At 71.6% G+C, this 25,854-nt stretch carries 17 protein-coding genes; 9 read left to right on the top strand and 8 right to left on the bottom strand.

Annotated elements, in window-relative coordinates:
• Positions 1-33 precede the first annotated feature (33 nt).
• Positions 34-945 (top strand): CPBP family intramembrane glutamic endopeptidase, encoded by a 912-nt coding sequence (locus tag H6X67_RS09270; protein ID WP_249367765.1) that lies wholly within the window; start codon positions 34-36, stop codon positions 943-945.
• 78 nt (positions 946-1,023) lie between these two features.
• On the opposite strand, the gene H6X67_RS09265 is transcribed toward H6X67_RS09270, so the two are convergent.
• Both H6X67_RS09265 and H6X67_RS09260 read right to left on the bottom strand, forming a co-directional pair.
• The gene (locus tag H6X67_RS09265; protein WP_249367764.1) at positions 1,024-3,471 is read right to left on the bottom strand and encodes a glycoside hydrolase family 3 protein; all 2,448 of its coding nucleotides are present in this window, start codon (positions 3,469-3,471) and stop codon (positions 1,024-1,026) included.
• Positions 3,472-3,596: 125 nt separating this feature from the next.
• Entirely contained in the window at positions 3,597-5,177 is a 1,581-nt protein-coding gene (locus H6X67_RS09260; protein WP_249367763.1) for an MDR family MFS transporter, read from the bottom strand.
• 294 nt (positions 5,178-5,471) lie between these two features.
• Between H6X67_RS09260 and H6X67_RS09255 the strand changes: the two genes are divergently transcribed.
• The 5 genes from H6X67_RS09255 (at position 5,472) to H6X67_RS09235 (ending at position 11,600) form a co-directional block, all read left to right on the top strand.
• The gene (locus H6X67_RS09255) at positions 5,472-6,782 is read left to right on the top strand and encodes an ABC transporter substrate-binding protein (RefSeq protein ID WP_249367762.1); all 1,311 of its coding nucleotides are present in this window, start codon (positions 5,472-5,474) and stop codon (positions 6,780-6,782) included.
• 85 nt (positions 6,783-6,867) lie between these two features.
• Positions 6,868-7,899 carry a carbohydrate ABC transporter permease gene (locus H6X67_RS09250; protein WP_249367761.1) on the top strand — a complete coding sequence of 344 codons (1,032 nt, stop codon included), beginning with the start codon at positions 6,868-6,870 and terminating at the stop codon, positions 7,897-7,899.
• Positions 7,896-8,765 (top strand): carbohydrate ABC transporter permease, encoded by an 870-nt coding sequence (locus tag H6X67_RS09245; protein ID WP_249367760.1) that lies wholly within the window; start codon positions 7,896-7,898, stop codon positions 8,763-8,765. The genes H6X67_RS09250 and H6X67_RS09245 overlap by 4 nt, the downstream gene beginning before the upstream one ends.
• A gap of 92 nt (positions 8,766-8,857) precedes the next feature.
• Positions 8,858-10,546 carry a glycoside hydrolase family 13 protein gene (locus H6X67_RS09240; RefSeq protein ID WP_249367759.1) on the top strand — a complete coding sequence of 563 codons (1,689 nt, stop codon included), beginning with the start codon at positions 8,858-8,860 and terminating at the stop codon, positions 10,544-10,546.
• 40 nt (positions 10,547-10,586) lie between these two features.
• Positions 10,587-11,600, top strand: coding sequence for a LacI family DNA-binding transcriptional regulator (locus tag H6X67_RS09235; RefSeq protein WP_249367758.1), 1,014 nt, complete (start codon positions 10,587-10,589; stop codon positions 11,598-11,600).
• Between the two features lie 12 nt (positions 11,601-11,612).
• Here H6X67_RS09235 and H6X67_RS09230 read toward each other — a convergent pair whose 3' ends face one another.
• From H6X67_RS09230 to H6X67_RS09210, 5 genes are all read right to left on the bottom strand, one after another.
• Positions 11,613-12,434, bottom strand: coding sequence for an SDR family oxidoreductase (locus tag H6X67_RS09230; protein ID WP_249367757.1), 822 nt, complete (start codon positions 12,432-12,434; stop codon positions 11,613-11,615).
• 50 nt (positions 12,435-12,484) lie between these two features.
• Positions 12,485-14,980, bottom strand: a complete 2,496-nt coding sequence (locus tag H6X67_RS09225) for a glycoside hydrolase family 31 protein (RefSeq protein WP_249367756.1) — start codon at positions 14,978-14,980, stop codon at positions 12,485-12,487.
• A gap of 5 nt (positions 14,981-14,985) precedes the next feature.
• Positions 14,986-15,807: a carbohydrate ABC transporter permease gene (locus tag H6X67_RS09220; protein ID WP_249367755.1), complete on the bottom strand. Its 822-nt coding sequence runs from the start codon at positions 15,805-15,807 to the stop codon at positions 14,986-14,988.
• Positions 15,804-16,736 carry a carbohydrate ABC transporter permease gene (locus H6X67_RS09215; RefSeq protein WP_249367754.1) on the bottom strand — a complete coding sequence of 311 codons (933 nt, stop codon included), beginning with the start codon at positions 16,734-16,736 and terminating at the stop codon, positions 15,804-15,806. The genes H6X67_RS09220 and H6X67_RS09215 overlap by 4 nt, the downstream gene beginning before the upstream one ends.
• 89 nt (positions 16,737-16,825) lie before the next feature.
• Complete coding sequence (locus tag H6X67_RS09210; protein ID WP_249367753.1) at positions 16,826-18,226, bottom strand: ABC transporter substrate-binding protein; 1,401 nt, start codon at positions 18,224-18,226, stop codon at positions 16,826-16,828.
• A 121-nt stretch (positions 18,227-18,347) separates the two neighbouring features.
• Between H6X67_RS09210 and H6X67_RS09205 the strand changes: the two genes are divergently transcribed.
• From H6X67_RS09205 to H6X67_RS09195, 3 genes are all read left to right on the top strand, one after another.
• Positions 18,348-19,391: a LacI family DNA-binding transcriptional regulator gene (locus H6X67_RS09205; RefSeq protein WP_249367752.1), complete on the top strand. Its 1,044-nt coding sequence runs from the start codon at positions 18,348-18,350 to the stop codon at positions 19,389-19,391.
• Positions 19,388-21,643: a glycoside hydrolase family 31 protein gene (locus tag H6X67_RS09200; RefSeq protein WP_249367751.1), complete on the top strand. Its 2,256-nt coding sequence runs from the start codon at positions 19,388-19,390 to the stop codon at positions 21,641-21,643. Before H6X67_RS09205 ends, H6X67_RS09200 begins: the two co-directional genes overlap by 4 nt.
• Positions 21,644-22,036: 393 nt before the next feature.
• On the top strand, positions 22,037-23,893 hold the full coding sequence (locus tag H6X67_RS09195; RefSeq protein ID WP_249367749.1) for an alpha-glucosidase: 1,857 nt from the start codon (positions 22,037-22,039) through the stop codon (positions 23,891-23,893).
• Between the two features lie 197 nt (positions 23,894-24,090).
• On the opposite strand, the gene H6X67_RS09190 is transcribed toward H6X67_RS09195, so the two are convergent.
• Positions 24,091-25,368: a chloride channel protein gene (locus tag H6X67_RS09190; RefSeq protein WP_249375225.1), complete on the bottom strand. Its 1,278-nt coding sequence runs from the start codon at positions 25,366-25,368 to the stop codon at positions 24,091-24,093.
• Positions 25,369-25,854: the final 486 nt, after the last annotated feature.

The raw sequence follows: 25,854 nt of genomic DNA, 5'->3' as shown, positions 1-25,854 counted from the left end.
CGCACCGAGGACCGGCCGTGCGAGGATCGGAGCGTGAACGTACCTGCTGTGCTTCCGCCAACGCCCGCTGACGCAGCCGAGGACGCCCGCCGCCCCGCGCGCCGTCCCTGGCTCCAGGCCCTCGCCCTGCTGGGTGTCTGCGTTGTGGCCGAGGCCGCGTCCGGCGTGCTCCTCGGCGCGGCGACGGCACTGGGAAGGGAACCGGGGGCCTCGCTCATGCTCCTCATCGGATCCTTCGCCGCCGTCGCCGTGGTCGTCCTCCTCGCGCCCTGGGTCGTGCGCCGCCTCACCGGTGAGCCCACCGTCCTGCTGAGCCGTCCGGGCGCGCTGGGCGAGCTGGCGGCCGGGCTCGTCATGGGCACGGTCCTCATCACCATGGTCTTCGCCGTGCTCGCGCTCGCCGGCGCCTACCGGGTGACCGACGTCGGCTGGTCCACTGGCATCACGGTCGGCCTCTACACGGGCCTCGTCGCCGGCTTCGCCGAGGAGCTGCTGTTCCGCGGTGTGCTGTTCCGGCTCGTCGAGAAGCGCGTCGGCACCCTCTGGTCGCTGGCGGTCAGCTCACTCGTCTTCGGCCTGCTCCACCTGGCCAACCCCGACGCGACCCTGCCCGGGGCGGTCGCGATCGCCGCAGAGGCCGGGATCCTCCTGGCCGCCTGCTACGTCCTCACCCGGAGGCTGTGGTTCGCGATCGGCGTGCACGCCGCCTGGAACTTCGTTCAGGGCGGCGTCTTCGGCTCGGACGTCTCCGGGTCGGGAACCGGCCGGGGGCTCCTCGAGGGCAGCTTCTCCGGCCCCGTGTGGCTCACCGGTGGTGACATGGGCGTGGAGGCCTCCGTCGTCGCCGTGCTCATCTGCCTGGTGGCAGGAGCCGCTGTCCTGGCCGTGGCGCGCCGGCGCGGCCTGCTCCTGGCCAGGGCGGAGGCACCGGGGCGCCGTCGCTGACCGACGGCGCCGGATGAGCGGGCGGTGCGGGCTCTGGCGGTCCCCAGGTTGAGGCCCGGCCGGAGCCCGCCCACCTGCTCAGCTGAGCCCGAGCGCCACCTGCGCCTCGAGACGGTCCATGGCGGGGGAGGACAGCACCAGGCGCAGCACGTTGCGGGCGGTGCGCTGCAGCTCGCCCAGGGTCAGGTGCTCACCGCTGGCGTCCTGGGGGTCGAAGGCCTCGAGGATGAACTGGTCGTGGCCGTCGTCGCGCTCCTGGTGCTCCCAGCTCAGGGCGCCCGGCATGAGGACGTCGTCCTGGGCGCGCAGGCGGTAAGCGGAGTCGGACAGTGCCGGGAAGCCCGGGTCCTGGGCGCTCTGGACCCACCAGTCGGTGATGACGACGCCCTCGTAGCCCCACTCGCCCCGCAGGATCGTGGTGACGAGGTCGTAGCTGTGGTAGGACCACACGCCGTTGACCTTGTTGTAGGAGGTCATGAGCGTGCGCGGGGCGGCCTCGGCCACCACCATGCGGAAGGCCCGCAGGTAGATCTCGCGCAGGGCCCGGGCGGACACGCGCGAGTCGTTGACCCAGCGGCTGGTCTCCTGGTTGTTGGCCGCGAAGTGCTTGGGGCAGGCGGACACCCCCTGGGACTGGACGCCGCGCACGTAGGCGGCCGCGCAGGCTCCGGTGAGCAGGGGGTCCTCCGAGTAGTACTCGAAGTTGCGCCCGCACAGGGGGTCGCGGTGGATGTTCATGCCCGGGGCCAGCAGGACGTCGGAGCCCTTGCGGCGCATCTCCTGGGCGTGCAGCGCCTCCATGCGCTCGATGAGGGCGGGGTCCCAGGTGGAGGCGAGCGCGGTGCCGCAGGGCAGCAGGGAGGCGAAGGCGGAGACGCGGATGCCGGAGGGCCCGTCCGTCGTCGTCACCGCTGGGATGCCGCGCTCGCGCAGCCGGGCGCGCACGCCGCCGAAGGCGCCGGCGTTGCCGGGCACGCCCAGTGGGGAGCTCATGGTGACGTCGCCGTAGGCGAGCTCGGCCAGGTCCTCGGGCTCCAGGGAGGCGATGAAGGCGTCGAGGCTGACGGTGCCGGCGGCCACGTCCTTGAGGGTGGAGCCGGTGGCGGGGGCCTCGGTGATGGGCTCGGGCAGTCGTGCGAGGACGCGCTCACGCAGGTCGGTGGTGCGCACGGGCGCGGGCTCGGTGGTGCGCAGGGCGGTGCCGTCGGGGGCGTAGGAGACGGTCCAGCGCTCGAAGGGGTGGTCGGGGTCGGGGGCGAGGGCCTCCTCGAGCTGCTCGAGGACCTCGGTCACGGCGACGCTCACGGTGCCGACGGGGGCGGTCTCGCGCACGCTGAGCCCCACGTGCAGCGTGTGCTCGCCGGCCTCGAGGACCCAGGCGTGGGGGTGCCCGGTGGTGCCGGAGTCGTCGAAGGAGGCCAGGCGCTCGACGGGGAAGGTGAGGTCGAGCTCCTCGCTGCCGCCGGGGGCGACCTGCCCGGTGCGGGCGAAGGCGACGAGCTGGCGCGCGGGCACGCCCAGGACGGCGCGGCTGGCGGGGGCGGCGTAGACCTGGACGACGGTGGAGCCGGGGCGCTCGCCCGTGTTGGTGGCGCTCACGCTCATCCTCACGGTGTCCCCGTCGCGCTCGGGGGCCGTGGCGGCCAGGGCGAAGGTGGTGTAGCCCAGGCCGTGGCCGAAGGGGAACTGGGCCCGCTCGGGGGCGAGGGTCTCGAAGTAGCGGTAGCCGACGAAGACGTCCTCGGTGTAGTCGTTGTGCTCCTTGCCGCCGAAGAAGGCGGAGGAGGGGTAGTCCTCGTAGCTGTAGGCGATGGTGTCGGGCAGGCGGCCGCCGGGCTCGACGGCGCCGGTGAGCACGTCGGCGACGGCCCGGGCGCCCTCCATGCCGCCGGGCCAGGCGATGAGGAGGGCGTCGACGCCCATCTCCTCGGCCCAGGACAGGTCCATGACGTTGCCGGAGTCGATGACGACGACGGTGCGCTCGAAAGCGGCCGTGGTGCGCGCCAGGAGGGAGCGCTCGTCGTCGGTGAGCAGGTAGGAGCCGGGCTCGAGGACGTTCTCCCGGTCCTCACCGGCGGCCCTGCCGATGACGACGACGGCGGTGCGCGCGCGCTGGGCCGCGGCGGTGATGGCCTCGTCGGCCAGGGGCATCTCCTCGTAGTGGCGCGGCCACTGGCCCCACTCGGCGCTCGGGGCGCTCTGGGCGGCGCACCAGGCGCGGTAGGTGTCGGCGAGCTCGGTGTCGACGGCGACGCCGGCCTCGGTGAGGCTGTCGAGGAGGTTGGTGGTGTAGGGCGGGTTGACGTCGCCCCCGGAGCCGTAGCCGACGGCGAACCAGTCGATCTGGACGCGGCCGAGGACGGCGACGTCCTCGCCGGGGGGCAGGGGCAGGACGTCGTTGTTGGTGAGCAGGACGGTGCCCTCGGCGGCGGCGCGGCGCGCGGTCGCCACCAGCTCGGGGTCGACCCAGCGGTCGGCCTGTGCGTCCGCGCTTGTGAAGCCCTGTGCGACCTCGCTCGTCGTCATGCTGTCTCTCCCTCGTGACGGGGCCGGCTCCGGTGCGCGGCCTGGGTCGCAGCCTATCGTCAGTCACTGTCCGTTCGGTAGGTATCGGAGGGGTAGGTGCGGCCTCCGGGACGGTGCGGCCGGGCTCAGGCGCTCGCCTCGCCGTCGGGCTCCTGCTCGGCCAGCTGCTCGAGCCCGGAGCGCGTGGACAGCGGCAGCGGCCTGAAGGCCAGGGCGACGACGGCTGCCACCACGAGGACGGGGGACAGGGCGAGCAGCACCGGCGCCAGGGCGTGCTGGTAGGCGTCGACGACGACGGCCGCCCGGGCCCCGTCCATCGCGCGCAGGGCGGCGGGGGTGAGCGAGGCGGCCTCCTGCGCGCTCATGCCCACCTCGGTCAGGCGGGCGGTCAGGCGGGTGGTGAACAGGACCCCGACGACGGCGCTGCCCACGGACACGCCGATCTCACGGAAGAAGTTGTTCGTGCTCGTGGCCGTGCCGAGCATGCGGGCGGGCAGGGCGTTCTGGATGATGAGGACGCTGAGCTGGAGGAACATGCCGATGCCCAGCTGGAGGACGAACACGCCGACGCCGAACCACCACACCGGGGCGTGGGCCGGGATGAGGGCGAGGAGGGCCATGCCGCAGGCGGCCACGAGCGAGCCGAGCACGGGGTACACCTTGTAGCGGCCCGTGCGGGTCACGAGCCAGCCGGAGACGACCGAGCCGAGGAACATGGCCACGGCCCCGGGCACGAGCACCATGCCGGAGGCGGCGGCGCTCACGCCGTGGACCATCTGGAGGTAGGTGGGCATGTAGCCGTTCATGCCGAACATGCACGCGCACATGAGGACGGCGACGACGGTCGCCACGACGAAGGTGTGGTTGGTGAGGACCTGCAGGGGGATGAGCGGGTCGTGGGCGCGGCGCTCGACCGGGACGAGCGCCGCCCAGGACAGGACGGACAGGAGGCTGAGGGCGAGGATGACGGGGCTCGTCCAGGCGTAGGTGGTCCCGCCCCAGGTCGTGACGAGCACGAGGGTGGTGGCGCCCAGGCTGGTGAGCGCCAGGCCTGCCCAGTCGATGCTCACGGTGGTGCGCCGCCCGGGCATCCTCAGGGCCAGGGCGACGGCGACCCAGGCGAAGAGGCCGAAGGGAAGGAAGAACCAGAAGACCGAGCGCCAGCCGAGGGCGTCGGTGAGCCAGCCCCCCAGGAGCGGGCCGAGGACCGCGGCGATGCCGAACATGGCGCCCATGGGGGCCATGTAGGTGCCGCGCACCCGCGGTGGGACGAGGTCGCCGAGGATGGCCTGGGAGCAGACCATGAGCCCGCCGCCGCCCAGGCCCTGCAGGAAGCGGAAGAGGACGAAGGTGCCCATGCCGGTGGCGAGGCCGCACAGGGCGGATCCGGTGACGAACAGGGCGATGGCGAGCAGGTAGAGCTGCTTGCGGCCGACGAGGTCGCCGAGCTTGCCGTTGACGGGCATGGAGAGGGTCTGGCCGAGGGTGTAGGCGGTGATGGCCCAGGACATGTGGGCGACGCCGCCCAGGTCCCCGATGACCGTGGGCAGTGCGGTGGCCACGACGGTGTGGTACATCGCCGTGAGGAACTGGACGGTCATGAGGCAGGCGTAGACGAGCCAGAAGCGGCCGTCGGGGCGGAAGGCCATGGCGTCCTGGCGGTGCCCGGCGCCGTCGTCCCGGGGTGTGCGGCTGGTCCGGCTCATGGGTCTCCTCGCTCGCGGCCCACGGGGTGGGTGGTGGGGCCGCAGCCTCAGTCTCCTGCGCCGCTGGAGGCGGGTGGCGCCCGTGTCGCCCAGGTGTGGCGAAGGTCGCCGTCGGGAACGGAAGCGCGACCCGGCCACAAGATCACGGTTCCATAACGGATGGTGAGTGGCTTTCTCCCGTCGACGCGCGTCGACGTAGTGTGGGTCGCGCCACGCCGTCGACGCGCGTCGATGTCAGCGGAGGGACCCCACCCTCCCGCCGTCGCGGCTCCCGTGTTTCAAGGAGGAAACCCCATGGCCAACGCATTCCCCCGCCGCCGGTTCATCCAGGGCTCAGCGATCGCCGCTACCCTCGCCGCGGCGGCAGCCTGCTCCGGAGGCTCCGGCAGCTCCGGAGGCTCAGGTGGCTCCGACGGCGGCGCCGCCGCCCTCGAGGGCACCGGCCCCATCACCTGGGTCCAGGGCAAGGACTTCTCCGGCGGCAAGGTCCAGGCGCGTCTCGACGAGTGGAACGCCGCCAACCCCGGCGAGGAGGTCACCCTCATCGAGCTCTCCTCCGAGGCGGACCAGCAGCGCCAGTCCTTCATCAACAACGCCCAGACCAAGTCCGACGCCTACGACGTCATCAGCGTCGACAACGTCTGGGTCGCCGAGTTCGCGGCCAACCAGTGGATCGTCGAGCTGCCCAAGGACGAGCTCCACTACGACGACGTCATCGAGGGCGTCTACAACACCGGCCTGTACATGGACCGGCTCTACGCCATGCCCTTCGCGACCGACTCCTCCATCATGTTCTACCGCAAGGACTTCCTCGCCGAGGCCGGCATCACCGAGGTCCCCACCGACTGGGACGGCATCAAGGCCGCCATCGACGCCGTGCGCAAGCTCCCTGGCCACGAGAGCATCGGCGGCTTCGGAGGCCAGTTCGCCAAGTACGAGGGCCTGACCTGCTGCGCCAGCGAGTTCATCAACTCCTTCGGGGCCGCCTACTACGACGACGAGAACAACGTCACCATCAACAGCCCCGCGGCCGTCGAGGGCCTGCAGTTCCTCATGGACGGCTTCAAGGACGGCTACATCCCCCAGCAGGCCCTGGAGTGGAAGGAGGAAGACGGCCGCAACGCCTTCGAGGCCGGCGACCTCCTCTTCTACCGCCAGTGGCCCTACCAGTACTCCAACAACGTCGAGGCGCTGGGCACCGAGAAGTTCGGCATCGCGCCCCTGCCCTCGCTCGGTGGGCACACCTTCGTGCCCACCCTCGGCGGCCACAACTGCGGCATCTCCGCCTACTCCAAGAACAAGGCCACGGCCCTGAAGTTCATCAAGTGGTGGACCAGCCCCGAGTCCGAGAAGTACGCCCTCGACACCCAGTCGAACGCCCCCATCAACGCGTCCCTCTACGAGGACCCCGAGATGCTCGAGAAGTTCCCCTACCTCACCACCCTGCGCGAGTCCCTCGACTCCGCCGTCGGCCGCCCCAAGGCCGTCTCCTACGGTGACGTCACCGCTGCGATCCAGGACGCCTTCTACCCGGCGATCCAGCAGCAGACGACCGCCGAGGAGGCCATCGCCGGCCTCGAGAGCGCGCTCAAGGCGATGGCCTGACGCACACGGCTCACGCCCAGGTCCTCGGGGGCGGCGCACCCGCCGCCCCCGAGGACCGGCAGAGCCCGGTGCGCAAAGGAGCCCCATGAGCACGAGCACGTACCCAGCCGCGGTTGTCAACCACCGGTCCAAGGCCTCCAAGGCGCAGGCCCGCCTGGCCTGGACGTTGATGGTCCCGACGATCGCGGTCCTGCTGATCGTCATCATCATCCCGGTCTTCCAGTCCCTCTACCAGTCCCTCTTCGGCAAGGCCGGGCTCGACCCCGAGACCGGCTTCGTCTCCGACACCGAGCCCTTCGTCGGACTGGCCAACTACACCGACATCTTCACCGAGGCCGGTGCGCGCTTCTGGACGGCCGCCTACAACACGACCCTCTTCGGCGTCGTCACCGTCGTCCTCGAGACGGTCCTGGGCGTCGCGATGGCGCTCATCATGCACAAGGCCATGCGCGGGCGCGGCTTCGTGCGCGCCGCCATCCTCGTGCCCTGGGCCATCCCCACCGCAGTCTCCGGCATCCTGTGGGGCTGGATCTTCAACCAGAACGGCGTGGCCAACGCCATCCTCGGGCAGCACATCATGTGGGCCTCTGGCGACGCCGCCGCCAAGCTCACCATCATCATCGCCGACGTGTGGAAGACCGCCCCCTACATCGGCCTGCTCACCCTCGCCGGCCTGCAGGTCATCCCCGACGAGGTCTACGAGGCCGCCAAGATCGACGGCGCCAACGCCTGGCAGCGCTTCACCCGCATCACCCTGCCGCTGGTCAAGCCCGCGCTCGTCGTCGCCGTGCTGTTCCGCACCCTCGACGCCCTGCGCATGTTCGACCTGCCCTACATCCTCATCGGCCCGCGCAAGAGCTCCGTCGAGACGATCTCCATGCTCGTGCAGGACGAGGCCTCCAACCTCCGCTACGGCTCCGCCGCGGCCTACGCGCTCATCCTCTTCCTCTACGTCTTCATCTTCGCCTTCGCCTTCGTCAAGATCACGGGCGCCGACCTCGGGGCCAGCGTCGAGAAGAAGAAGACCACAGGAGGCAAGCTCAACGCCTCCGTGTTCCTGCCCCGGCGCCGTCGCTCCCCCCAGCCCGCCGCCCTGACCGAAGGAGGACGCTCATGAGCACCGCGACCACGGCCGCGCCCGGGACCAGGAGGAGGAAGACCGACTGGGCGGGGATCCTCTCCTCCTTCGGCATCGTCCTCATCGTCATCTACTGCCTGGCCCCCTTCTACTGGATGATCGTGTCCTCGCTGCGGCCGGACACGGAGATCTTCGAGAACTCCTGGTGGCCGAGGAACCCCTCCTTCGAGAACTACGAGGCGGTCTTCTCCGCCAAGAACAACTTCGCCTCGGGTCTGGTCAACTCGCTCATCGTCTCGGTCATCGTCACCGTGGTGGCGCTCGCGGTCGCGACCTTCGCCTCCTACGCGCTGGCGCGCCTGAGCTTCCGCGGCAAGGGCTTCCTGCTCCTCGTGGTCCTGGCGACCTCGATGTTCCCGCTCGTGGCGATCATCGTGCCGCTGCTGAAGAACTTCGCCGCGTGGGAGTGGATCAACACCTACCAGGCGATGATCATCCCGGACCTGTCCTTCTCACTGCCGCTGGCGGTGTGGAACCTCACGAGCTTCTTCCGGCAGATGCCGCTCGAGCTCGAGCAGTCCGCCATGGTGGACGGCTGCACCCCGGGCCAGGCCTTCCGCAAGGTCATCCTCCCGCTGGCCGCCCCCGGCATCTTCACCACCGCCATCATCATCTTCATCGGCGCCTGGAACGAGTTCCTCGTCGCCGTGACGATGATCAACGACCCGGCGATGCAGCCCGCCACCGTGCTGCTGTCGAAGTTCACGGGCGCTGCCCAGTTCAACACGCCCTTCGGCTCCCAGATGGCGGCCGGAGTCATCATGACTCTGCCGCTGGTCATCATGGTGCTGCTCTTCCAGCGCCGCATCGTCGCCGGCCTCGCCGCCGGCGGGCTCAAGTCCTGAGAACCCGTCCCCGACCCCGCCGCCGCGCCTGAGGGCCCGCGCGCGGCGCGCGCCGTCCTGGCCCGCTCCTGACCCAGACAAGGACATCCTGCATGAGTGACGCACAGCCCCCCACCCGCACCGACCTCGACGCCTGGTGGCGCGACGCCGTCATCTACCAGGTCTACCCGCGCTCCTTCGCCGACTCCGACGGCGACGGCCTGGGTGACCTGAGGGGCATCACCTCCCGGCTCGAGCACATCGCCTCCCTCGGCGTGGACGCCGTGTGGATCTCACCCTTCTACCCCTCTCCGCAGGTGGACGCCGGCTACGACGTCGCCGACTACCGCGACGTCGCCCCCGAGTACGGCACCCTCGCCGACTTCGACGCCCTGACGCAGCGCGCCCACGAGCTCGGCCTCAAGGTGGTCATCGACCTCGTGCCCAACCACTCCTCCGACCAGCACGCCTGGTTCCAGGCGGCCCTCACCGCCGCCCCGGGCTCACCCGAGCGGGCCCGCTACCTCTTCCGCCACAGCCCGGACGGGCCCCCGAACAACTGGGGCAGCCTCTTCGGCGGCCCCGCCTGGGAGCCGGTCCACCCGCTCACCGGCCGGGAGGCGGACCGCGGCTGGTGGTACCTGCACCTCTTCGCCGCCGAGCAGCCCGACTTCGACTGGACCAACCCCGAGGTCCACGAGATGTTCAACGACGTCCTGCGCTACTGGGTCCTCGAGCACGGGGTGGACGGCTTCCGCGTCGACGTGGCCCACGGCCTGGTCAAGGCCGAGGGCCTGCCCGACGACGAGGTCGGCCCCGACCGCTGGGCCGACGGTGACGATGAGGGCGGTGGCCGGCCCAAGGCCCCCGACGTCGGCCCCATGTTCGACCAGCCGGGGGTCCACGACGTCTACCGGGAGTGGCGCGGCGTCCTGGACGCCATCCGCCCCGACCTGCTCCTCGTCGCCGAGGCCTGGGTGCAGCCGCCCTCGCACACGGCCATGTACGTCCGCCAGGACGAGATGAGCCAGGCCTTCAACTTCGACTTTCTCAAGTCCCCCTGGGACGCGTACCACCTGCGCGAGGTCATCGAGACCACCACCGGCCACAACGACGCCGTCGGCGCGCCCACGACCTGGGTCCTGTCCAACCACGACGTCGTGCGCCACACCAGCCGCTTCGGCTACCCGCCCGGCACGAGCACCGAGCGCGGCATCGGCCCCGGCAACCCGCAGCCGGATGAGGCCCTGGGGCTGGAGCGCGCCCGCGCGCTCACGCTGTTCGCCCTGGGGCTGCCCGGCAGCGCCTACCTCTACCAGGGCGAGGAGCTGGGGCTGCCGGAGCACACGACGATGGCCGACACCGCCCGGCAGGACCCGACGTGGCTGCGCACCGGCCAGCAGGTCCGCGGCCGCGACGGGTGCCGCGTCCCGCTCCCGTGGAGCGCCGACGGCCCCGCCTACGGCTTCAACAGCACGGGTGCCACCTGGCTGCCGCAGCCCGAGGGCTGGGGGCGCTTCGCCCCCGCCGAGCAGGATGGCGTTCCCGGCTCGACCCTCGAGATGTACCGCGCCGGGCTGCGACTGCGCCGCGAGCGCGGACTGGGCCGGGGGAGCACCGAGTGGCTCGAGGCGCCCGAGGGCGTGCTCGCGGTGCGCAACGGCCGGACCGTCCTCGTCCTCAACACGGGCGACGAGGACGTGGCGCTGCCCGTGGAGGGTAGTGTGCTCGTCGGCTCCTCGACGCCGTCCGGCCCGCAGGGCGTCCTGGCGGCCAACAGCTGCCTCTGGCTCGACGTCTGAGAGCCGCGGGCCCCGCCCACTGACCCGAGGAGGATCTGCGATGCCGGTGACGCGCGCGGACGTGGCACGGCTGGCGGGGGTCTCGCCCTCCACCGTCACCTACGTCCTCACGGGCGACCGCTCGGTGAGCCGGGGCACGCAGGAGCGGGTCCTTCAGGCCGTGGAGCGGCTCGGCTACCGCCCCAACGCCTCGGCCGCCACCCTCGCCTCGCGACGGGTGCGCAGCGTCGGCGTCCTGCTGCGCATGAGGCGCACCGCCGTCGAGGCCGGGGACCTGCCCTACGTCGACGGCATCCGCTCGCGCGTCGAGCCCGAGGACATCCAGGTCGTCATCCCCATGGGCCTGCGCGAGGACCCCGTCGGGGGCGTGCGGGCCCTCATCCGCTCGCAGTCCATCGGCTCGGCGATCCTCATGGACGTCGCTGCCGACGACGAGCGCGAGGAGGTCCTGCTGCACGAGGGCGTGCCCACCGTCCTCATCGGCCGCTCGGGACGCTTGGGCGGGGCCCCGAGCATCGACGCGGACTTCACGCAGATGGCCGTCCTGGCCCTGGACCACCTGGCCGCCCTCGGTCACCGCCGCGTCCTGCTGCTCACCCGCGTGGACGACGACGAGCGCTCGCGCGCCTACGTCCTGCAGCGCGGCGCGCTGCTGAGCGCCTCCCAGGACCGGGGCGTGACCGGGGTGCTGCGCTGCCTGCCGTCCAACCCGGTGCACGGGGCGCGGCTCGTGCACCGCAATGGGCTCGTGCAGGGCTGCACCGCCGTCGTGAGCAACAACCCGGCCGCGCTGTCCGGTGTGCTCGCGGGCGCCGCGACCCTGGGGCTGCGTGTGCCCGAGGCCTTCTCCGTCATCTCGGTCGGCGTGGACACCCGGCTGGGGGAGGGCAAGCGCCTGGTGACGGCCTCCGCCATCGACGCCCACGCCATGGGCTACGAGGCGGGCGACATGCTGCTGCGCCTCATCGCGCACCCGGGGCACGAGGAGCACCTGCTGCACGCGCCCCGGCTGCACGAGAGGGGGACGACGGCGCCGCCGCCCTCCCTTCATTGAGGCAGGCGCGCCTCACAGGCCCCAGCGCCGGAAGCCGCCCTCGGTCGAGATCACCTGGCCGGTGACCCAGGCGGCGTCATCGGTCAGCAGCCAGCAGATGAGCCGGGCGGGGTCCTCGGGCCGGGCGGGCACGCCCCCGGGGAAGGCCGGGGCGAGGGAGCGCTCGAGCCCGGTGTCCATGTAGCCGGTGTTGACCGGGCCCGGGTTGACGGTGTTGACCCGGATCCCGAGGCCGGCCAGGCCGTCGGCCAGTGAGGAGGTGGCGCCCGCCAGCGCCGCCTTCGAGGTGATGTAGGCGATCTCGTCCGCCATCGGGCCCAGGATCTGGCCGGAGCTCATGAGGACGGCGCTGCGCCGGGCCCGGCCGCCGGCGAGCGCGTCGTCGTCGGGCAGCGCGGCCATCGCCTTCAGCAGGAGGAGCGAGGCGCGGGCGTTGACCTGCCAGTGGTGGTCCAGGTCCGCGACGCTGACCTCCTCCAGCCGGCCGTCGTGGCCGGAGGAGGCGTGGTTGCACACGAGCGCGTCCACCCCGCCCAGGGCGGCGCGGGCCCGCGCGATGACGCGGGCGGGCGCCTGCGCATCGCGCAGGTCCTCGCTCACGTCCTCCAGCACGGCCCCCGGCGCCAGGTGGGAGCGCACGGAGTCGAGGGTGGCCTCGACGCTGTCCGCGCCCCAGGGCTGCTCGGCGTCGTGGGGCGCCCAGTGGTGCAGCAGGAGGGAGGCGCCCATGTCGGCGGCGCGGCAGGCGACGGCGTGGCCGATGCCGGCACGGCGGCTGACGCCGGTGACGACGACGCGGCGCCCGGCCAGGGGCGTGGCGGTGAGGGAGCTCATACGGCCATCATCACACGCGCCCCCGGGCGGGCCCGCGGCGGGCGAAGCCCTCAGGCCACCTCGGAGACCGCGGCCACGACGTCCTCCGGGACGCCCGCAGCGCGCATCGCCGACAGCAGGGCGGTCCCGGTGGCCCCTGCCTGGACGGCGACCCAGGCCCGGTCCTTGACGAGGTAGTCGATCTGGGCGGGCTCCAGCAGCCGGAAGACCTCCTGCGCGGTGTCCGGGGTGCGCACCGAGACGCCCTCCAGCTCCACGCTCACGCCCTCGCCCGGCCGCACGGGCCCCAGCAGGACGTCCACGCCGGCGCCCAGGGTGAAGCCGTCGGCCTCGCGCTCGCGCACCTCGGCCGGGCGGCCGTCGACGGTGGCGGAGCCCACTGCCGCGCTCAGCAGGTGCAGGACGACCTCGCGCTCGGCGGGCACGACGCCGTCGGGACCCTCCTGGGCCAGCTCCACGCGGGCGGTGCCCGCGGCCCCGTCCCAGGTCAGGGCGACGCGGGTGCGCACGACGGCGTCCTGGCCGGGGTCGGCCGAGCCGTCGTCCTCCTCCATGACGATCTCGCCGTCGGCGCCGGGCACGAGGAGGAGGCCCAGGGCGCGCGGGTTGGCGCCGGCCGCCTCCGTGAGGTCGTCGGCCAGGGGCACGACGCTGCCGGCGCGGGCCAGGACCGGGACCTGGGCGAGGTCGCGGTGGAAGGTCAGGCCGTGGCCCTCGGTGCCGACCACCTCGTAGCGCCGGCCGGTGGGCAGGTCGAACCAGACGCCCTCGGGCACCCAGGCGGACTCGCTTGCCAGGGAGCTGACCGGGTCGGTGCGCGTGGTGACCGGGATGACGAGCAGGTCGCCGAAGAGGTACTCGCGGCGGTTCTCGTAGGCGCCCATGCGCCAGGGGTGGTCGTGGAAGACGGGGCGGACGGGGCCGACGCCCTCGGTGTGGGCGCGCCGGGCCCACGTGTACAGGTAGGGCACGAGGCGGTGGCGCAGGCGCAGGTAGGCGTCCATGGTGGCGCGGGCGTCGCGCGAGTAGCGCCACGGCTCCTTGGAGTTGAACACGGAGCTCGTGGAGTGGAGCCGGTTGACGGGGGAGAAGCAGCCGAGCTGGACCCAGCGGGCGGCCATCTCGGAGTCCTTCTGGCCGAGCATGTGGCCACCGATGTCGTTGGACCACCAGTAGTAGCCGATGTTGGCGGCGGTGGCGGTGAACTCGGGCTGGTAGCGCAGGGAGTCCCAGGTGGCGCAGGTGTCCCCGGAGAAGCCGACGGGGGTGCGGTGGCTGGAGGCGTCGGCGAAGCGCGAGAAGGTGACGGGACGGCGCCGGTAGGTCTCGGTGCTGCCGTCGCTCAGCGTGCGGGTGCGCTCGCGGCCGGAGTCGAGGTAGTGCACGTGGTTGAGCATCCACAGCGGGTCGAGGCCCGGGATGTCGGTGACGCCGCCCTGCTGCCAGTCGAGCCACCAGAAGTCGACGCCCTGTTCCTCCAGGGGGTGGTGGGCGTGGGCGAGGTAGGCGGCCACGAAGTCCGGGTCGCCCACGTTGAAGGCGATGTCCTCGCCGCTGGCGGGGTCCTTGCCGAGCGTGCGCATCATGGGCTCGTAGGCGGCCTCGTGGCGGCGCACGCCGGCGGCCGGGTGGAGGTTGAGGGTCACCTGCATGCCCCGCTCGTGCAGGGCGTCGAGGAAGCCCTTCGGGTCGGGGAAGAGGTCGGTGTTCCAGGTGTAGCCGGTCCAGCCGTTGCCGATGGCGGGGTCGATGTCCACCCAGTGCCAGTCCATGTCGATGACGGCCACGGAGAAGGGCAGGTCCTCGGCCGCGAAGCGGTCCATGAGGGCGAGGTAGGACTCCTGGCTGTAGGGGTGGTAGCGGCTCCACCAGTTGCCCAGCAGGGTGCGCGGCACGAGCGGGGTGGGGCCGGTGAGGGCGAAGAAGTCGGCCAGGGCGCGCTTGTACTCCTGGCCGTAGCCGAAGAGGTAGAGGTCCTCGTCGTCGGTGGAGCCGTCCACCGGGCTGGTGCCGGGGCGCGGGCGGACCCACTCGTCCTGCTGCACGAGCAGGGAGCGCGAGTCGTCGATGACGCTCAGGCCGTGCAGGGCGAGCAGGCCGGGCTCGACGCGCACGCGGCCGTCGGCCTCGTCCAGGGTGCGGCAGGTGCCGCCGAGGTTGGTGGGGAAGGTCTCGTCCGCCTCCCAGGTGTCCCCGTGGTACCAGGTGCCGCCGTGGAGGTTGAGGACCCCGGTGCGCAGGGAGACCTTGAGGCCCGAGCGGGAGAATCCGCGCGAGGGCTGGTAGGTCAGGTGCAGGTGCTCGGTGAGGACCTCGACGCGGTCCTGGCCGCGGCGCACCTCGAAGGCGGGCACGGGCCCCAGGTCGCGGTTGACGACGAGCTGGGTGGCGGCGTCGGTGAAGGTGCCGGAGGCCGAGCGCTCCATGCGGATGAGGCGGTCGGTGAGGACGGTGAGGCGGACGTCGTGGCCGACGGTGACGACGGCCTCGGGGCGGGCCGGTGCCAGGCGCAGGTCGGCGGATCCGGGGGAGAGGGGGGAGGTCATGCGTGTCAGCCCTTTACTGCAGCGGCAGCAGCGCCCGCGATGAAGCGCTTCTGGAAGATGAGGTAGACGATGAGGACGGGGAGGACGGAGATGGTCGTGGCGGCGAACAGGCCGCCGTAGTCGGTACCGTAGCGGCCGTTGAACGTGGTCAGCCCGACGGCGAGGACCTGTTTGTCCTCACTGTCGATCATGAGGTAGGGCCACAGGTAGTCCTCCCACGCCCACAGGAACTGGAAGATGGTCAGCGCCGAGATCGGGTTGCGGCTCATCGGCAGGACGATGCGGTGGAAGATGTAGACCTCGCTCGCCCCGTCGATGCGCGCTGCCTCAAGGATCGCGTCGGGGACGTCATCCATCGACTGGCGCAGCATGAAGATGCCGAAGCCGCTCAGGACGACGGGCAGGATGAGGGAGAGGTAGCTGTCGCGCAGCCCCCACGCCTCGAACATCGTGTAGCGGGGGATGATGGTCACTGCCCACGGGATCATCATGGTGCCCAGGATGAAGCCGAAGACCGCGTTGCGGCCGCGGAAGCGGTACTTGGCCAGCACGTAGCCGCACAGGCAGCTGGTGTAGATCGTCACGGCGGTGATGACGAGCGCGACGCCGAGCGAGTTGGCGAAGAACCGGACGAAGTTGAACTTGTCCTGCAGCCCGAGGAAGTTCTCGAGGGTCCACTGGCGGGGCAGGAGGGTCTGGTCCAGGGAGCGGATCTCCGAGTTCGGTTTGAACGCCGAGAAGAGCATCCAGATGAAGGGGAAGACGGTGGTTGCCCCGAGGACGAGCAGGACGCCCTCGAGCACGATGGTCTGGAGCCGCTTGCTCATGACCTGCCTCCTGAGTGACGGGCGCTGACGCCGAAGGACACGGCGGTCAGTGCGGCGGTGATGATGAGCAGGACGAAGGCGATCGCCGACGCGTAGCCGAAGTCGTACTGCTGGAAGGCCTCGTCGAAGATGATGTAGGAGATGAGGAAGGTGGACTTGCCGGGCCCGCCCTGGGTCATGATGAGGATCTGGACGTAGGCCTGCGCGTAGCTGATGAGTGACGTGATGACGACGAAGACCGTCATGGGGCGCAGCAGGGGCAGGATGATGCGACGCAGGCGCTGCCAGGAGCCGGCGCCGTCGACGGCGGCGGCCTCGAGGGCGTCCTCGGGCAGCGAGTGGAGCGCGGACAGGAAGAGGATGACGGCGTAGCCGAAGTCCTTCCAGATGGTCATGAGCATGACCGCGGGCAGCGCCCAGGTCGAGTCGTACAGCCAGTTGATGTCGATGCCGAGGAAGGTGTGGAAGACGCCGACCTGAGGGTTGTACATCATCTTCCACACGTAGGCGATGGCGACCATGGGCGTGACGGTCGGCATGTAGAAGACCGCACGGAAGAAGGTCTTGTGACGCGTCACCTTCGACCAGATCGCGTAGGCCAGGGCGAGCCCCAGCACGACCCGCGCCACGATGACGACGACGGAGAAGTAGAGCGTGTTCGTCAAGGAGGTCCAGAAGGTGGGGTCGTGCAGGAGCTCGGTGTAGTTCTCCCCTCCGATCCACCGGTAGGTCCCGTTGAGAGGGTTCCACTGGTGGAACGAGCCCAGGAGCGCGGTGGCGATCGGGTAGACCAGGAGCACCGCGTTGAAGGTGATGATGAGGGCGACGACGCTGTTGCGCAGGGTGCGTTCGCCCTTGTAGGCGCGGCGTCGGCGGCCGTGCTGTGCGGCGGTGGGGCGCGCGGGTGTCGTGGAAAGCGGGGCTGTCATGACGAATGGCGGGCGGGCAGGACGGCGTCTGCCCGCCCGCCAGTCCTCCTTCGTGGGGATGTGTGGCCGGGCGCGGGTGACGCGGGGGCTCAGCCCCTGGCCTCGTCGGCGTGGACGTACAGGTTCTCGACGGCGGTGAACTCGGTCTTGGCGATGTCGGCGTCGATCGTGCTCTTGGCGGTGGCCAGGGCCTCATCGACCGGCACACCGTTGTACAGGACGTCGGAGACGGCGATCTTCATGTTGTCCTCGACCGTGGCGGGCATCGGGCCGGGCCACACGTACCGGTCGATCGACCCGAGGACACGGGTCACCGGGTGCTCCTTGACCTCCTCGTTACCGGCCAGGGCCACGCTGGAGGGGAACAGGCTGTAGTTGAGGCACAGCTGGACGAGGAGGTCGTTGCTCGTGAGGAAGAACTTGAGGAAGTCCTGCGCGACCTGCCGGGCCCCCTCCGGCGCGTTCTTGTTGATCCCGAACGTCGACTCGCCGTTGTAGCGGTCGTAGGCGTAGGGGGCGGAGCCCTCGGTGTTGACCGGCGTCTGGAAGGTGCCGAAGTCGATGGAGGGGTACTCGTCCTTGAGGCTGCCGTAGTAGTGGCCCCAGCTGTACGTCATGGCGGACAGCCCCTGACCGAAGGCCTCGTCGGAGTTGCTGCCGAAGTCGGGCGAGCCGACGTGGTCGACGTCGTAGAGGTCGGTCAGGAAGGCGAGGTCGGTCTTGACGGTCTCGGTGTCGAGCTGGACCTTCGTGCCCTCCTTGTCGAACAGGTTGTAGCCCGACTGGTAGTGCTTGCCGAGCAGGAGGACGTAGGCGGAGGTGTTGAAGTTGAACCCGGCCTGCTGGAAGGAGTCGCCGTCGCGGATGGTGAGCTTCTTGGCGACCTCGCGGAACTCGTCCCAGGTGACGGGCACGTCCGCCTCCGTGAGGCCGGCGGCCTGCCACATGGCCTTGTTGTAGTAGATGAGCCCGGTCATGAGGCCGTAGTCGATGTAGTAGACCTTGCCGTCCACGAGGTGGCCGTCGACGCCGACGAAGTCCTGCGTGAGGGCGTCGAGGTCAACGTCGTAGGCCTCGCAGTAGGGCAGGACGTTCTCGTGGTGGGAGTTGTGGATGTTGAAGATCGCCGGGCCGTCCTCGCCCTGGAGGGCGAGCGGGAGCTTGGTCCAGTAGTCGTCCCAGGGCTGGTTGACGATCTTGATCTCGACGTTGGGGTGGATCTTCCGGTAGGCGTCGGCGAAGGCTCTGAACTGCTCGTCGCCGTCCCACAGCCACCAGTCCAACGTGATGGGCTCTCCGTTGTTGACCAGGGTGTTCGGGTCGTAGGTGAGGTTGACCCCCTGGATGTCGAGTCCCTTAGCGGCCTGCGTGTCCTGGACGGTGGCGGGCTCGTCGGCTCCGCTCGAGCAGGAGGTGAGCGGGATCAGCACGGCGAGGGACGTGGCGCCGAGGAGGAAGGAACGGCGGGAGGGGAGCGGTGCGGGTGCCATGGGGACTCCTTTGTCGAGGCGAGGTGTGCGGTCCGGCGTAGGTGTTGCGCTAAACCTTGGTTTAACGGTACGCTTTTGAGTGTGAGGTGGTCAACACCTCGCCAGGATCAGGGGGAGCGCCATGGCCACACTTCGGGACGTCGCCCGACTCGCCGGGGTCAGCGCGATGACCGTGTCCAACGTCATCAACGGGCGGGAGGGCAAGGTCTCCGCGGCAACCATCGCGAGAGTGAGGGCCGCCGTCGAGGAGGTCGGCTACGTGCCCAACGCCTCGGCCCGTTCCCTGGCGTCCTCCTCCTCGCGGATCATCGCGCTGGTCTACGGAGCCGTCCCGGGCCGAGCCGCCCTGGACTCCCCCTACGAGTCGCTCTTCGTGGGCGCCTGCGAGGAGCGGGCCCGCGACGGGGGGTTCGCGCTCATGTTGTGCGGCGCCACGCGGGTGACGGACACGATCGCCCAGCTTCGCTCCTGGAACGTGTCCGCGGCGGTCGTCATGGCGACCACCGCCACCACCCCCCGCGACTTCGCGAGCCGGATCGCTGCGCCGACGGTGTTCGTCGACGCATACGAGGACCTGGACGAGGTCTCCTACGTCGATATCGACGACGCGGGCGGGGCGCGGCTCGCCGGGGAGAAGATCGCCGCGGCCGGCCACCGCCACGTCGCCTTCGTCGGACCCTCCACCGCAAGACCGGGAGTCGTGCGCGCCAGGCTCGACGGCCTGAGGCGGGGGCTCGCCGAGCACGGTGTGGCCCTCAGGCGCCGCGACATCTTCCTCGCGGAGGTCGACTTCGAGCAGGGGCGGACCCTCGCCCACCGCCTGGTGCAGGGGCGCAGGGAGGTCACGGCCGTCTTCGCCTCCGGTGACCTCCTGGCGCTGGGAATCGTCGCCGGACTGAGGCAGTGCGGCCGTGACGTCCCCGGGGACGTGTCCGTCGTCGGCTTCGACGGGTTGGACATGTCCACGTACACCGTTCCCCCGCTGACGACCGTGCGTCAGTCGGTCCGCGACAAGGCCACGACAGCCGTGGACTACCTCATCGAGGCCATCGGGGAGGACGAACCAGCTCCTCGCGGGACGGTCCTGCCCGTCACCTGGGTCCCCGGAGCGACCCTTGCGAGCCCGCCCGCCCCCACGACGACCCGAGAAGGAGACGCACTATGACCGCCCCCGACCCGATCCACGTGCCGGAGGGGAGGGAGCACCCCTACGACCACGGCGACGAGGAGCGCGTCCCCCTGCTACCGGTCGCGGGTGAGCCCGTCAGGCTCGGGATCGTCCCGGGAGACCCGCTGGCCGGGGCCGTCGTCGAGATCGAGACGCGCGCCGGCGCACGCGAGCACATCGCCTTGCAGCCCTCCGATGCCGTGAGGTCGGTCATCGGGGCCGAGGGGCATCTGGCCGCCGCGCAGGCGGCCGCCGTCGGTCCGGCCGGTTGGACGGTAACGATCCCTCGTGCACCCGAGGGGCCGTGGCGCTACCGCTTCCTCCTCACCCGGCTCTCCGGGCGGAGCACGCGCACCGACTGGTTCCCAGTGGAGTCGGCGCAGTGGGTGCCCGGCCCCGCCCGAGGAGAGGCGGGGCGGCTGCTGTGCCGTCGGGCGCTCGAGGACTCGGTCACCTGGCTGACCTCGTCGGCCGGTACCCACGGCGTGCGCTTCGCCATGCGGCTGGAGCACGACGAGCACGTCGTCGGGCTCGGCGAGCGCTACGACGCGCTCGACCAGCGCGGGCACGACGTCGACCTGCGCGTCTTCGAGCAGTACAAGGGGCAGTGGCGCACGCCCTTCACCTACTTCCCCATGCCCTTCGCCCATGTCGTTGGCGCGTCAGGATGGGGGTTCCACGTGGCCACTGCGGGCCGCACTCGCCTCGCCATCGCCTCCGACGACCCCGACGCGCTCATCGTCGAGATCGAGCTGGGACGGGCCGAACGGTGTCCCCAGGTGGAGGTGCCCGTGTGGGACGGTGCCCCCGAGGAGGTTCTGGCCGCCTACACGGCGTGCACGGGACGCGGCGAGGAGCTCCCCGAGTGGGTCTTCGGACTGTGGGCCTCCGGCAACGAGTGGAACACCCGCGACAGGGTCATGGAGCAGGTCGAGCGGCACGAGCGGGAGGGGATCCCCGTGTCCGTGGTGGTCATCGAGGCGTGGAGCGACGAGGAGGGGTTCTGCGTCTTCCGCGACTCGCGCTACCGCGGGGACCCCTCCCGGCCCTACTCCTACGAGCACTTCGAGTTCCCGGCCGACGGCGCCTGGCCCGACCCCGCCGGAATGGTCGCCGAGCTCCACGACCGGGGCGTGCGCGTCATTCTGTGGCAGGTCCCCCTGCAGAAGGACGAGCCGGGCCTCGGCGCACTTGCCGCCGCCCAGCGCGACGCCCTGCTGGAGTCCGGCCACGTCGTCCGCCGGGCTGACGGACGTCCCTACGCCAACCGCGGCTGGTGGTTCCCCGGCGCGCTCATGCCGGACCTGACCACCGCGGAGGGGGCGCAGTGGTGGACGAGCTGGCGTCGCTACCTCGTCGCGGATGTGGGCGTCGATGGGTTCAAGACCGATGGCGGTGAGCACGCCTGGGGAAGGGGCCTGCGCTTCGGCGACGGCAGCGTCGGAGAGGCGGGGGCCAACCTCTACCCGGTGGCCTATGCGCGCGCCTACGGAGATCTCCTGCGCCGCGAGGGCCGGGCCCCGGTCACCTTCTCCCGCTCCGGCTTCACCGGTTCCCAGGCCCACGGCGCCTTCTGGGCGGGCGACGAGGGCTCGACCTGGGAGGCCTTCCGTGCCGCGATCCGGGCGGGACTGACAGCCTCGGCCTGCGGCGTCGTCTACTGGGGGTGGGACATCGCCGGGTTCTCCGGCGACGTGCCCGAGGCCGAGCTCTACCTGCGGTCCTGGGGGGCGTCCGTCTTCATGCCCGTGATGCAGTACCACTCGGAGTTCAACGGGCACCGCGCCCCGTGCCGCGACAGGACGCCCTGGAACATTGCTGAGCGCAGGTCCTGCCCATGGGTCGTGGACTGTGCGCGAGAGCTCGTCGCGGTGCGCCAGGGCCTGCGCCCCTACCTGGCGGAGCAGGCCGTACAGGCCCTGCGTGGTGGCAAGCCGCTCATGCGGGCCCTGTTCTTCGAGACCTCCGATCCAGTGATCTGGGACTACGAGACCGAGTACCTGCTGGGTGACGACATCGTGGTCAACCCTGTGACCGAGCCAGGGCGCGGTCCGTGGAGGATCTACGTGCCTGCCGGGCGCTGGGTCGATCCGTGGACCGGTGAGAGGGTGCTCGGAGGCACCGTGCACGAGCGGGACTACCCCCTCGGCGAGGTGCCGGTGCTGGTCCGGGCGCAGCGGTGGCGGGATCTCGGACCCGTCTTCGCCGGAGCGCGCTCCGGTCAGACGCGGTCCACGGCCTGCCCGTGACCCGGGACACCGGCGCGAGCACGGTAGTGCCGCGGGCCAGCGGGGCACCGTCGTGCTCGCGCACGGTGAGGCGGGGGAGATCGGCGTCAACCCGTCGTGCTGCCGCGACCGCAGCCAGGCGCGCGATCCGGTGCCCTCGCTCGAGGTCCTTGGTGCGACCCGCCTGAGGAGGGCGCCCGCCCGCGGCTGACCGGGCTCCGGCCGAGCCCGTGCGCCCGGTCCTGCACCGCGTCATCCACGCCGAGAGGTTTACCGCTCTACCCGCGCGGCGTACCCTCCTGCCACCGGCACGCACGGGCGCCCCTGCCCGCCGACCGACCACGGGCGGCCCGCTCGCCCCGGTACCGCCGCCCACCGCGACACCGACGTCGACCACCGTCCCCAGGAGGACCCATGAGCCACCCCGCCCTCGTCACCAGCCCCCGCCACGTCGGCCAGGAGGCCGACTGGTGGCGCCGCGCCGTCGTCTACCAGGTCTACCCCCGCTCCTTCCAGGACACCGACGGCGACGGCTACGGCGACATCCCCGGCATCACGAGCCGTCTCGACCACCTCGACGCCCTCGGCGTCGACGTCGTGTGGCTCAGCCCCGTCTACCGCTCCCCCCAGGACGACAACGGCTACGACATCAGCGACTACGAGGACATCGACCCCCTCTTCGGCAGTCTGAAGGACCTCGACGACCTCATCGCGGGCCTGCACGCGCGCGGCATGCGCCTGGTCATGGACCTCGTCGTCAACCACACCAGCGACGAGCACCCCTGGTTCGCCCAGTCCCGCTCCTCACGCGACAACCCCAAGCGCGACTGGTACATCTGGCGCCCGGCGCGCGAGGTCGCGGGCCTGGTCCCGGGCGAGCCCGGGACCGAGCCCACCAACTGGGGCTCGGCCTTCTCCGGCTCCGCCTGGCAGTGGGACGAGGCCACCGGCGAGTTCTACCTCCACCTGTTCTCCGTCAAGCAGCCGGACCTCAACTGGGAGAACCCCGAGGTCCGCGCCGCCGTCTACGACATGATGGGCCGCTGGCTCGACCGCGGCGTCGACGGCTTCCGCATGGACGTCATCAACCTCATCTCCAAGACCTACCCGCTGGCCGACGGGCCCCGGGGGGAGGGCGACCTCTACGGCTCGGGCTTCGCCGCCGTCGCCAACGGCCCGCGCATCCACGAGTTCCTCCACGAGATGAACGAGACGGTCCTCGCCCCGCGCCGCCGCCACATCCTCACCGTCGGGGAGGCGCCGGGCGTCACCCTCGCGGACGCGCCGCTCTACACCGACCCCGCCCGCGGCGAGCTCGACATGGTCTTCCAGTTCGAGCACGTGGGCCTGGCCGAGGGCCCCGGTGGCAAGTTCGACCCCCGCCCCGTGGACATGGCTGCCCTCAAGGACAACCTCGCCGCCTGGCAGGCGGCCCTGGCCCCCGCCGTCGACGACGCCGGCCGCGTGACCGGCGAGCTCGGATGGGGGTCGAGCTACTGGGACAACCACGACCAGCCCCGCGCCGTCTCCCGCTTCGGCGACGACGACCCCGCCTGGCGCGAGATCAGCGCCAGGACGCTCGCCAGCGTCCTGCACCTGCACCGCGGCACGCCCTACGTCTACCAGGGAGAGGAGATCGGGCAGACCAACACGGTCTTCACGGGCCTGGCCTCCTACCGGGACCTGGAGTCCGTCAACCACTACCACGAGCGCGTCGCCCACGGCGACGACCCTGCCGCCGTGCTGGCCTCCATGACGACCAGCTCGCGCGACAACGCCCGCACGCCCGTCCAGTGGGACGACGGCCCCCAGGCCGGCTTCACCACCGCCGCCCCCTGGATCGACGTCACCCCCAACTACCCGCAGGTCAACGCCGCCGCCCAGGTGGGCGTGCCCGGCAGCGTCTTCGAGCACTACCGGGCCCTCATCGCCCTGCGGCACTGCGACGACGCCGTCGCCCTGGGCACCTTCCGCCTGCTGGACGCCGGTGAGGCCGGCACCTGGTGCGTGCTGCGCGAGCACGTGCGCGCCGACGGCGAGCGCGAGCAGGTCCTGCTGCTGGCCAGTCTCACCCGCCAGGGCGTCGCGCTGGGAGAGGGCTCCGACCTGTGTGCCCTGCTCGCTGCCCAGGGGGTGGACCTGGACGAGTGGTCCGACGCCGAGCGGGTGCTCCTCGCCTCCCTGCCGGTTGATGATGCCGCCGCCTCCGGCACCGGCGCCCCCGAGCACCTGGGGGGCTGGGACTCCGTCATCCTGCGACGCACTGTCTGAGTGCACCGGCCCTGAGGGGGCAGGTGCGGGACGACGGCGGGGCCGCGGTTCGCTGCGAGCAGGTCGCGGCCCCGCCGCCGCCTCGGTGCGCCTCGCCCGGTCATGGCGTCCGAGTGACACCGTCCTGGTGGGTGCTGTCCCAGTGGGTGCTGTCCCAGGGAAGGGCTCTCAGGGGGCGGTGTCTCAGGGACGGTGTCTCAGGAGCGCTGGTCCGGCCGGCCGCTGGTGAGGGCGCAGGCGCACCAGCACGACCCCAGCAGCACGGGCAGCATCCACACCGGCCCGCGAGTCAGCTCCCACACGAAGACCGCCGCGAAGACCGGGGCCCGCTGCGTGACCCCCAGGGTGACGCCGGCACCCGCCAGGGCCGCCGCGCTCACGCTCGCCGGCAGCCCCAGCGCTCCCAGTCCCAGGGCTCCGAGCGCGCCCGCGCTGGCGCCCAGCGAGAAGGAGGGGGCCAGCAGCCCGCCCGTGGCCCCCGCCCCGAGCGTGGCGGCCGTGAGCAACGGCTTGAGGACGACGACGCCGAGCAGCGCCGTCGCGGCAGCCGCCGACGTGGGGCAGAGCAGGGCCGCCTGGAAGGCGTCGCGGCCGTTGCCCAGCAGCACGGGAAGCCACAAGGAGGCGGTCCCGGTCAGCAGGCCCGCGGCCCCGATCCCCAGCGGCAGCGTCCAGCGCCCCGGCAGCGGGTGCGCGCGCACCCACGCCCACAGGCCGCGCGCCGCCCACCCCGCCCCGGCCGCCACGGGCACGACGACGAGGCAGCCGACCAGCGCCGCCCAGCCGAACGGGGCGAGCGGCATCTCGAGGCTGGCGCGCCCGCCCGAGTGCAGCCAGGACACGAGCGTGGCGACGACGCTCACCGGAATGGCGAGCAGTGCTCCCCGTCGTCGGGTGCCGGAGAGCATGACGAGCTCAACGGCGTAGGCGGCCCCGCCCAGCGGGGCGTTGTACATCGCTGCCAGCCCCGCACCTGCAGCGGAGGCGACGAGCAGCGGCCCCCAGGAGCGGTCCAGCCCCAGACTGCGTGCCACCCGGACGGCGACGGCCCCCGCCGCCAGCCGCGGGGCACCCTCACGGCCCACCGAGTTGCCCGAGCCGACCGTGAGGACCTGGAGCACCGCGTCCCCGAAGGGTCGCAGGAGCCCCATCCGGCGGGCGCTGTCCCCACTGAGGTCCGCGACGACGCGCTCGACACCGATGACACCGCCGGTGGCGCGCTGCCACCACCACAGGACCCCGGCGAGCAAGCCGCCCACCGCGGGGGCGAGCACGCGCCTGGCAGTGGTGGCCGCCTCGACGCGCTCGGGCAGCGAGCCCTCGGCGACGCCGTAGAAGAGTGTCTCGAAGCCCTCCAGGAGCAGGGCCATCGCGATCCCCACGAGCCCGGCGGCCGCACCGGCCAGGACGACGGCGAGCAGCAGCCGGACAGTGTGGGAGGCGCTGGCACAGGGGTGGACGGGGGAGCGGGGCATCGCCACGAGGATAGAGGGATGCCGGAGGTGGTGCCGGGCGGGAGTGGCTCTGGGTGGTGCCGGGCGGGAGTGGTGCCGGGTGTGAACGAAGCCGGGTGTTGCCTGGTACGAGTCATGAGCGGCGTGGGGATGTCCCCGGGGCCGGGGTCGGTGCCTCGGATGGGCGACGGCAGGGGGTGCGTGCCGCCATGGCCGTCGCAGGTGGGGGCACGGCTGTCGTCGGCCGTGATGCTGCCGTCGGCAGCATCGTGAGCTGCGGTCCTGGTGGACGGATTCGCTTGGAGCTGCAGTGTTCTTGGGGTTCCGTACGCGGCGTTCCCGTAGTAGACTGTACATATGTTCGAAGCGGTGGTGGGTGGAGTGACCCTGGTAGGCGCGGGTGGCGTGTCGCCATCTGCGCTGGCCGGGACTGCTGGACCTGCCAAGGGCCTCGCCGGGACTGTCCTACCCGCCGGAGCTGCTGTGTCCACTGGGGCGGAGGCTGGC

Source organism: Actinomyces sp. AC-20-1, from assembly GCF_023369555.1.
Taxonomy (GTDB): Bacteria; Actinomycetota; Actinomycetes; order Actinomycetales; family Actinomycetaceae; genus Actinomyces.
The sequence above is the reverse complement of the archived record's forward strand: the minus strand, read 5'-3'. Positions and strand labels throughout refer to the sequence as shown.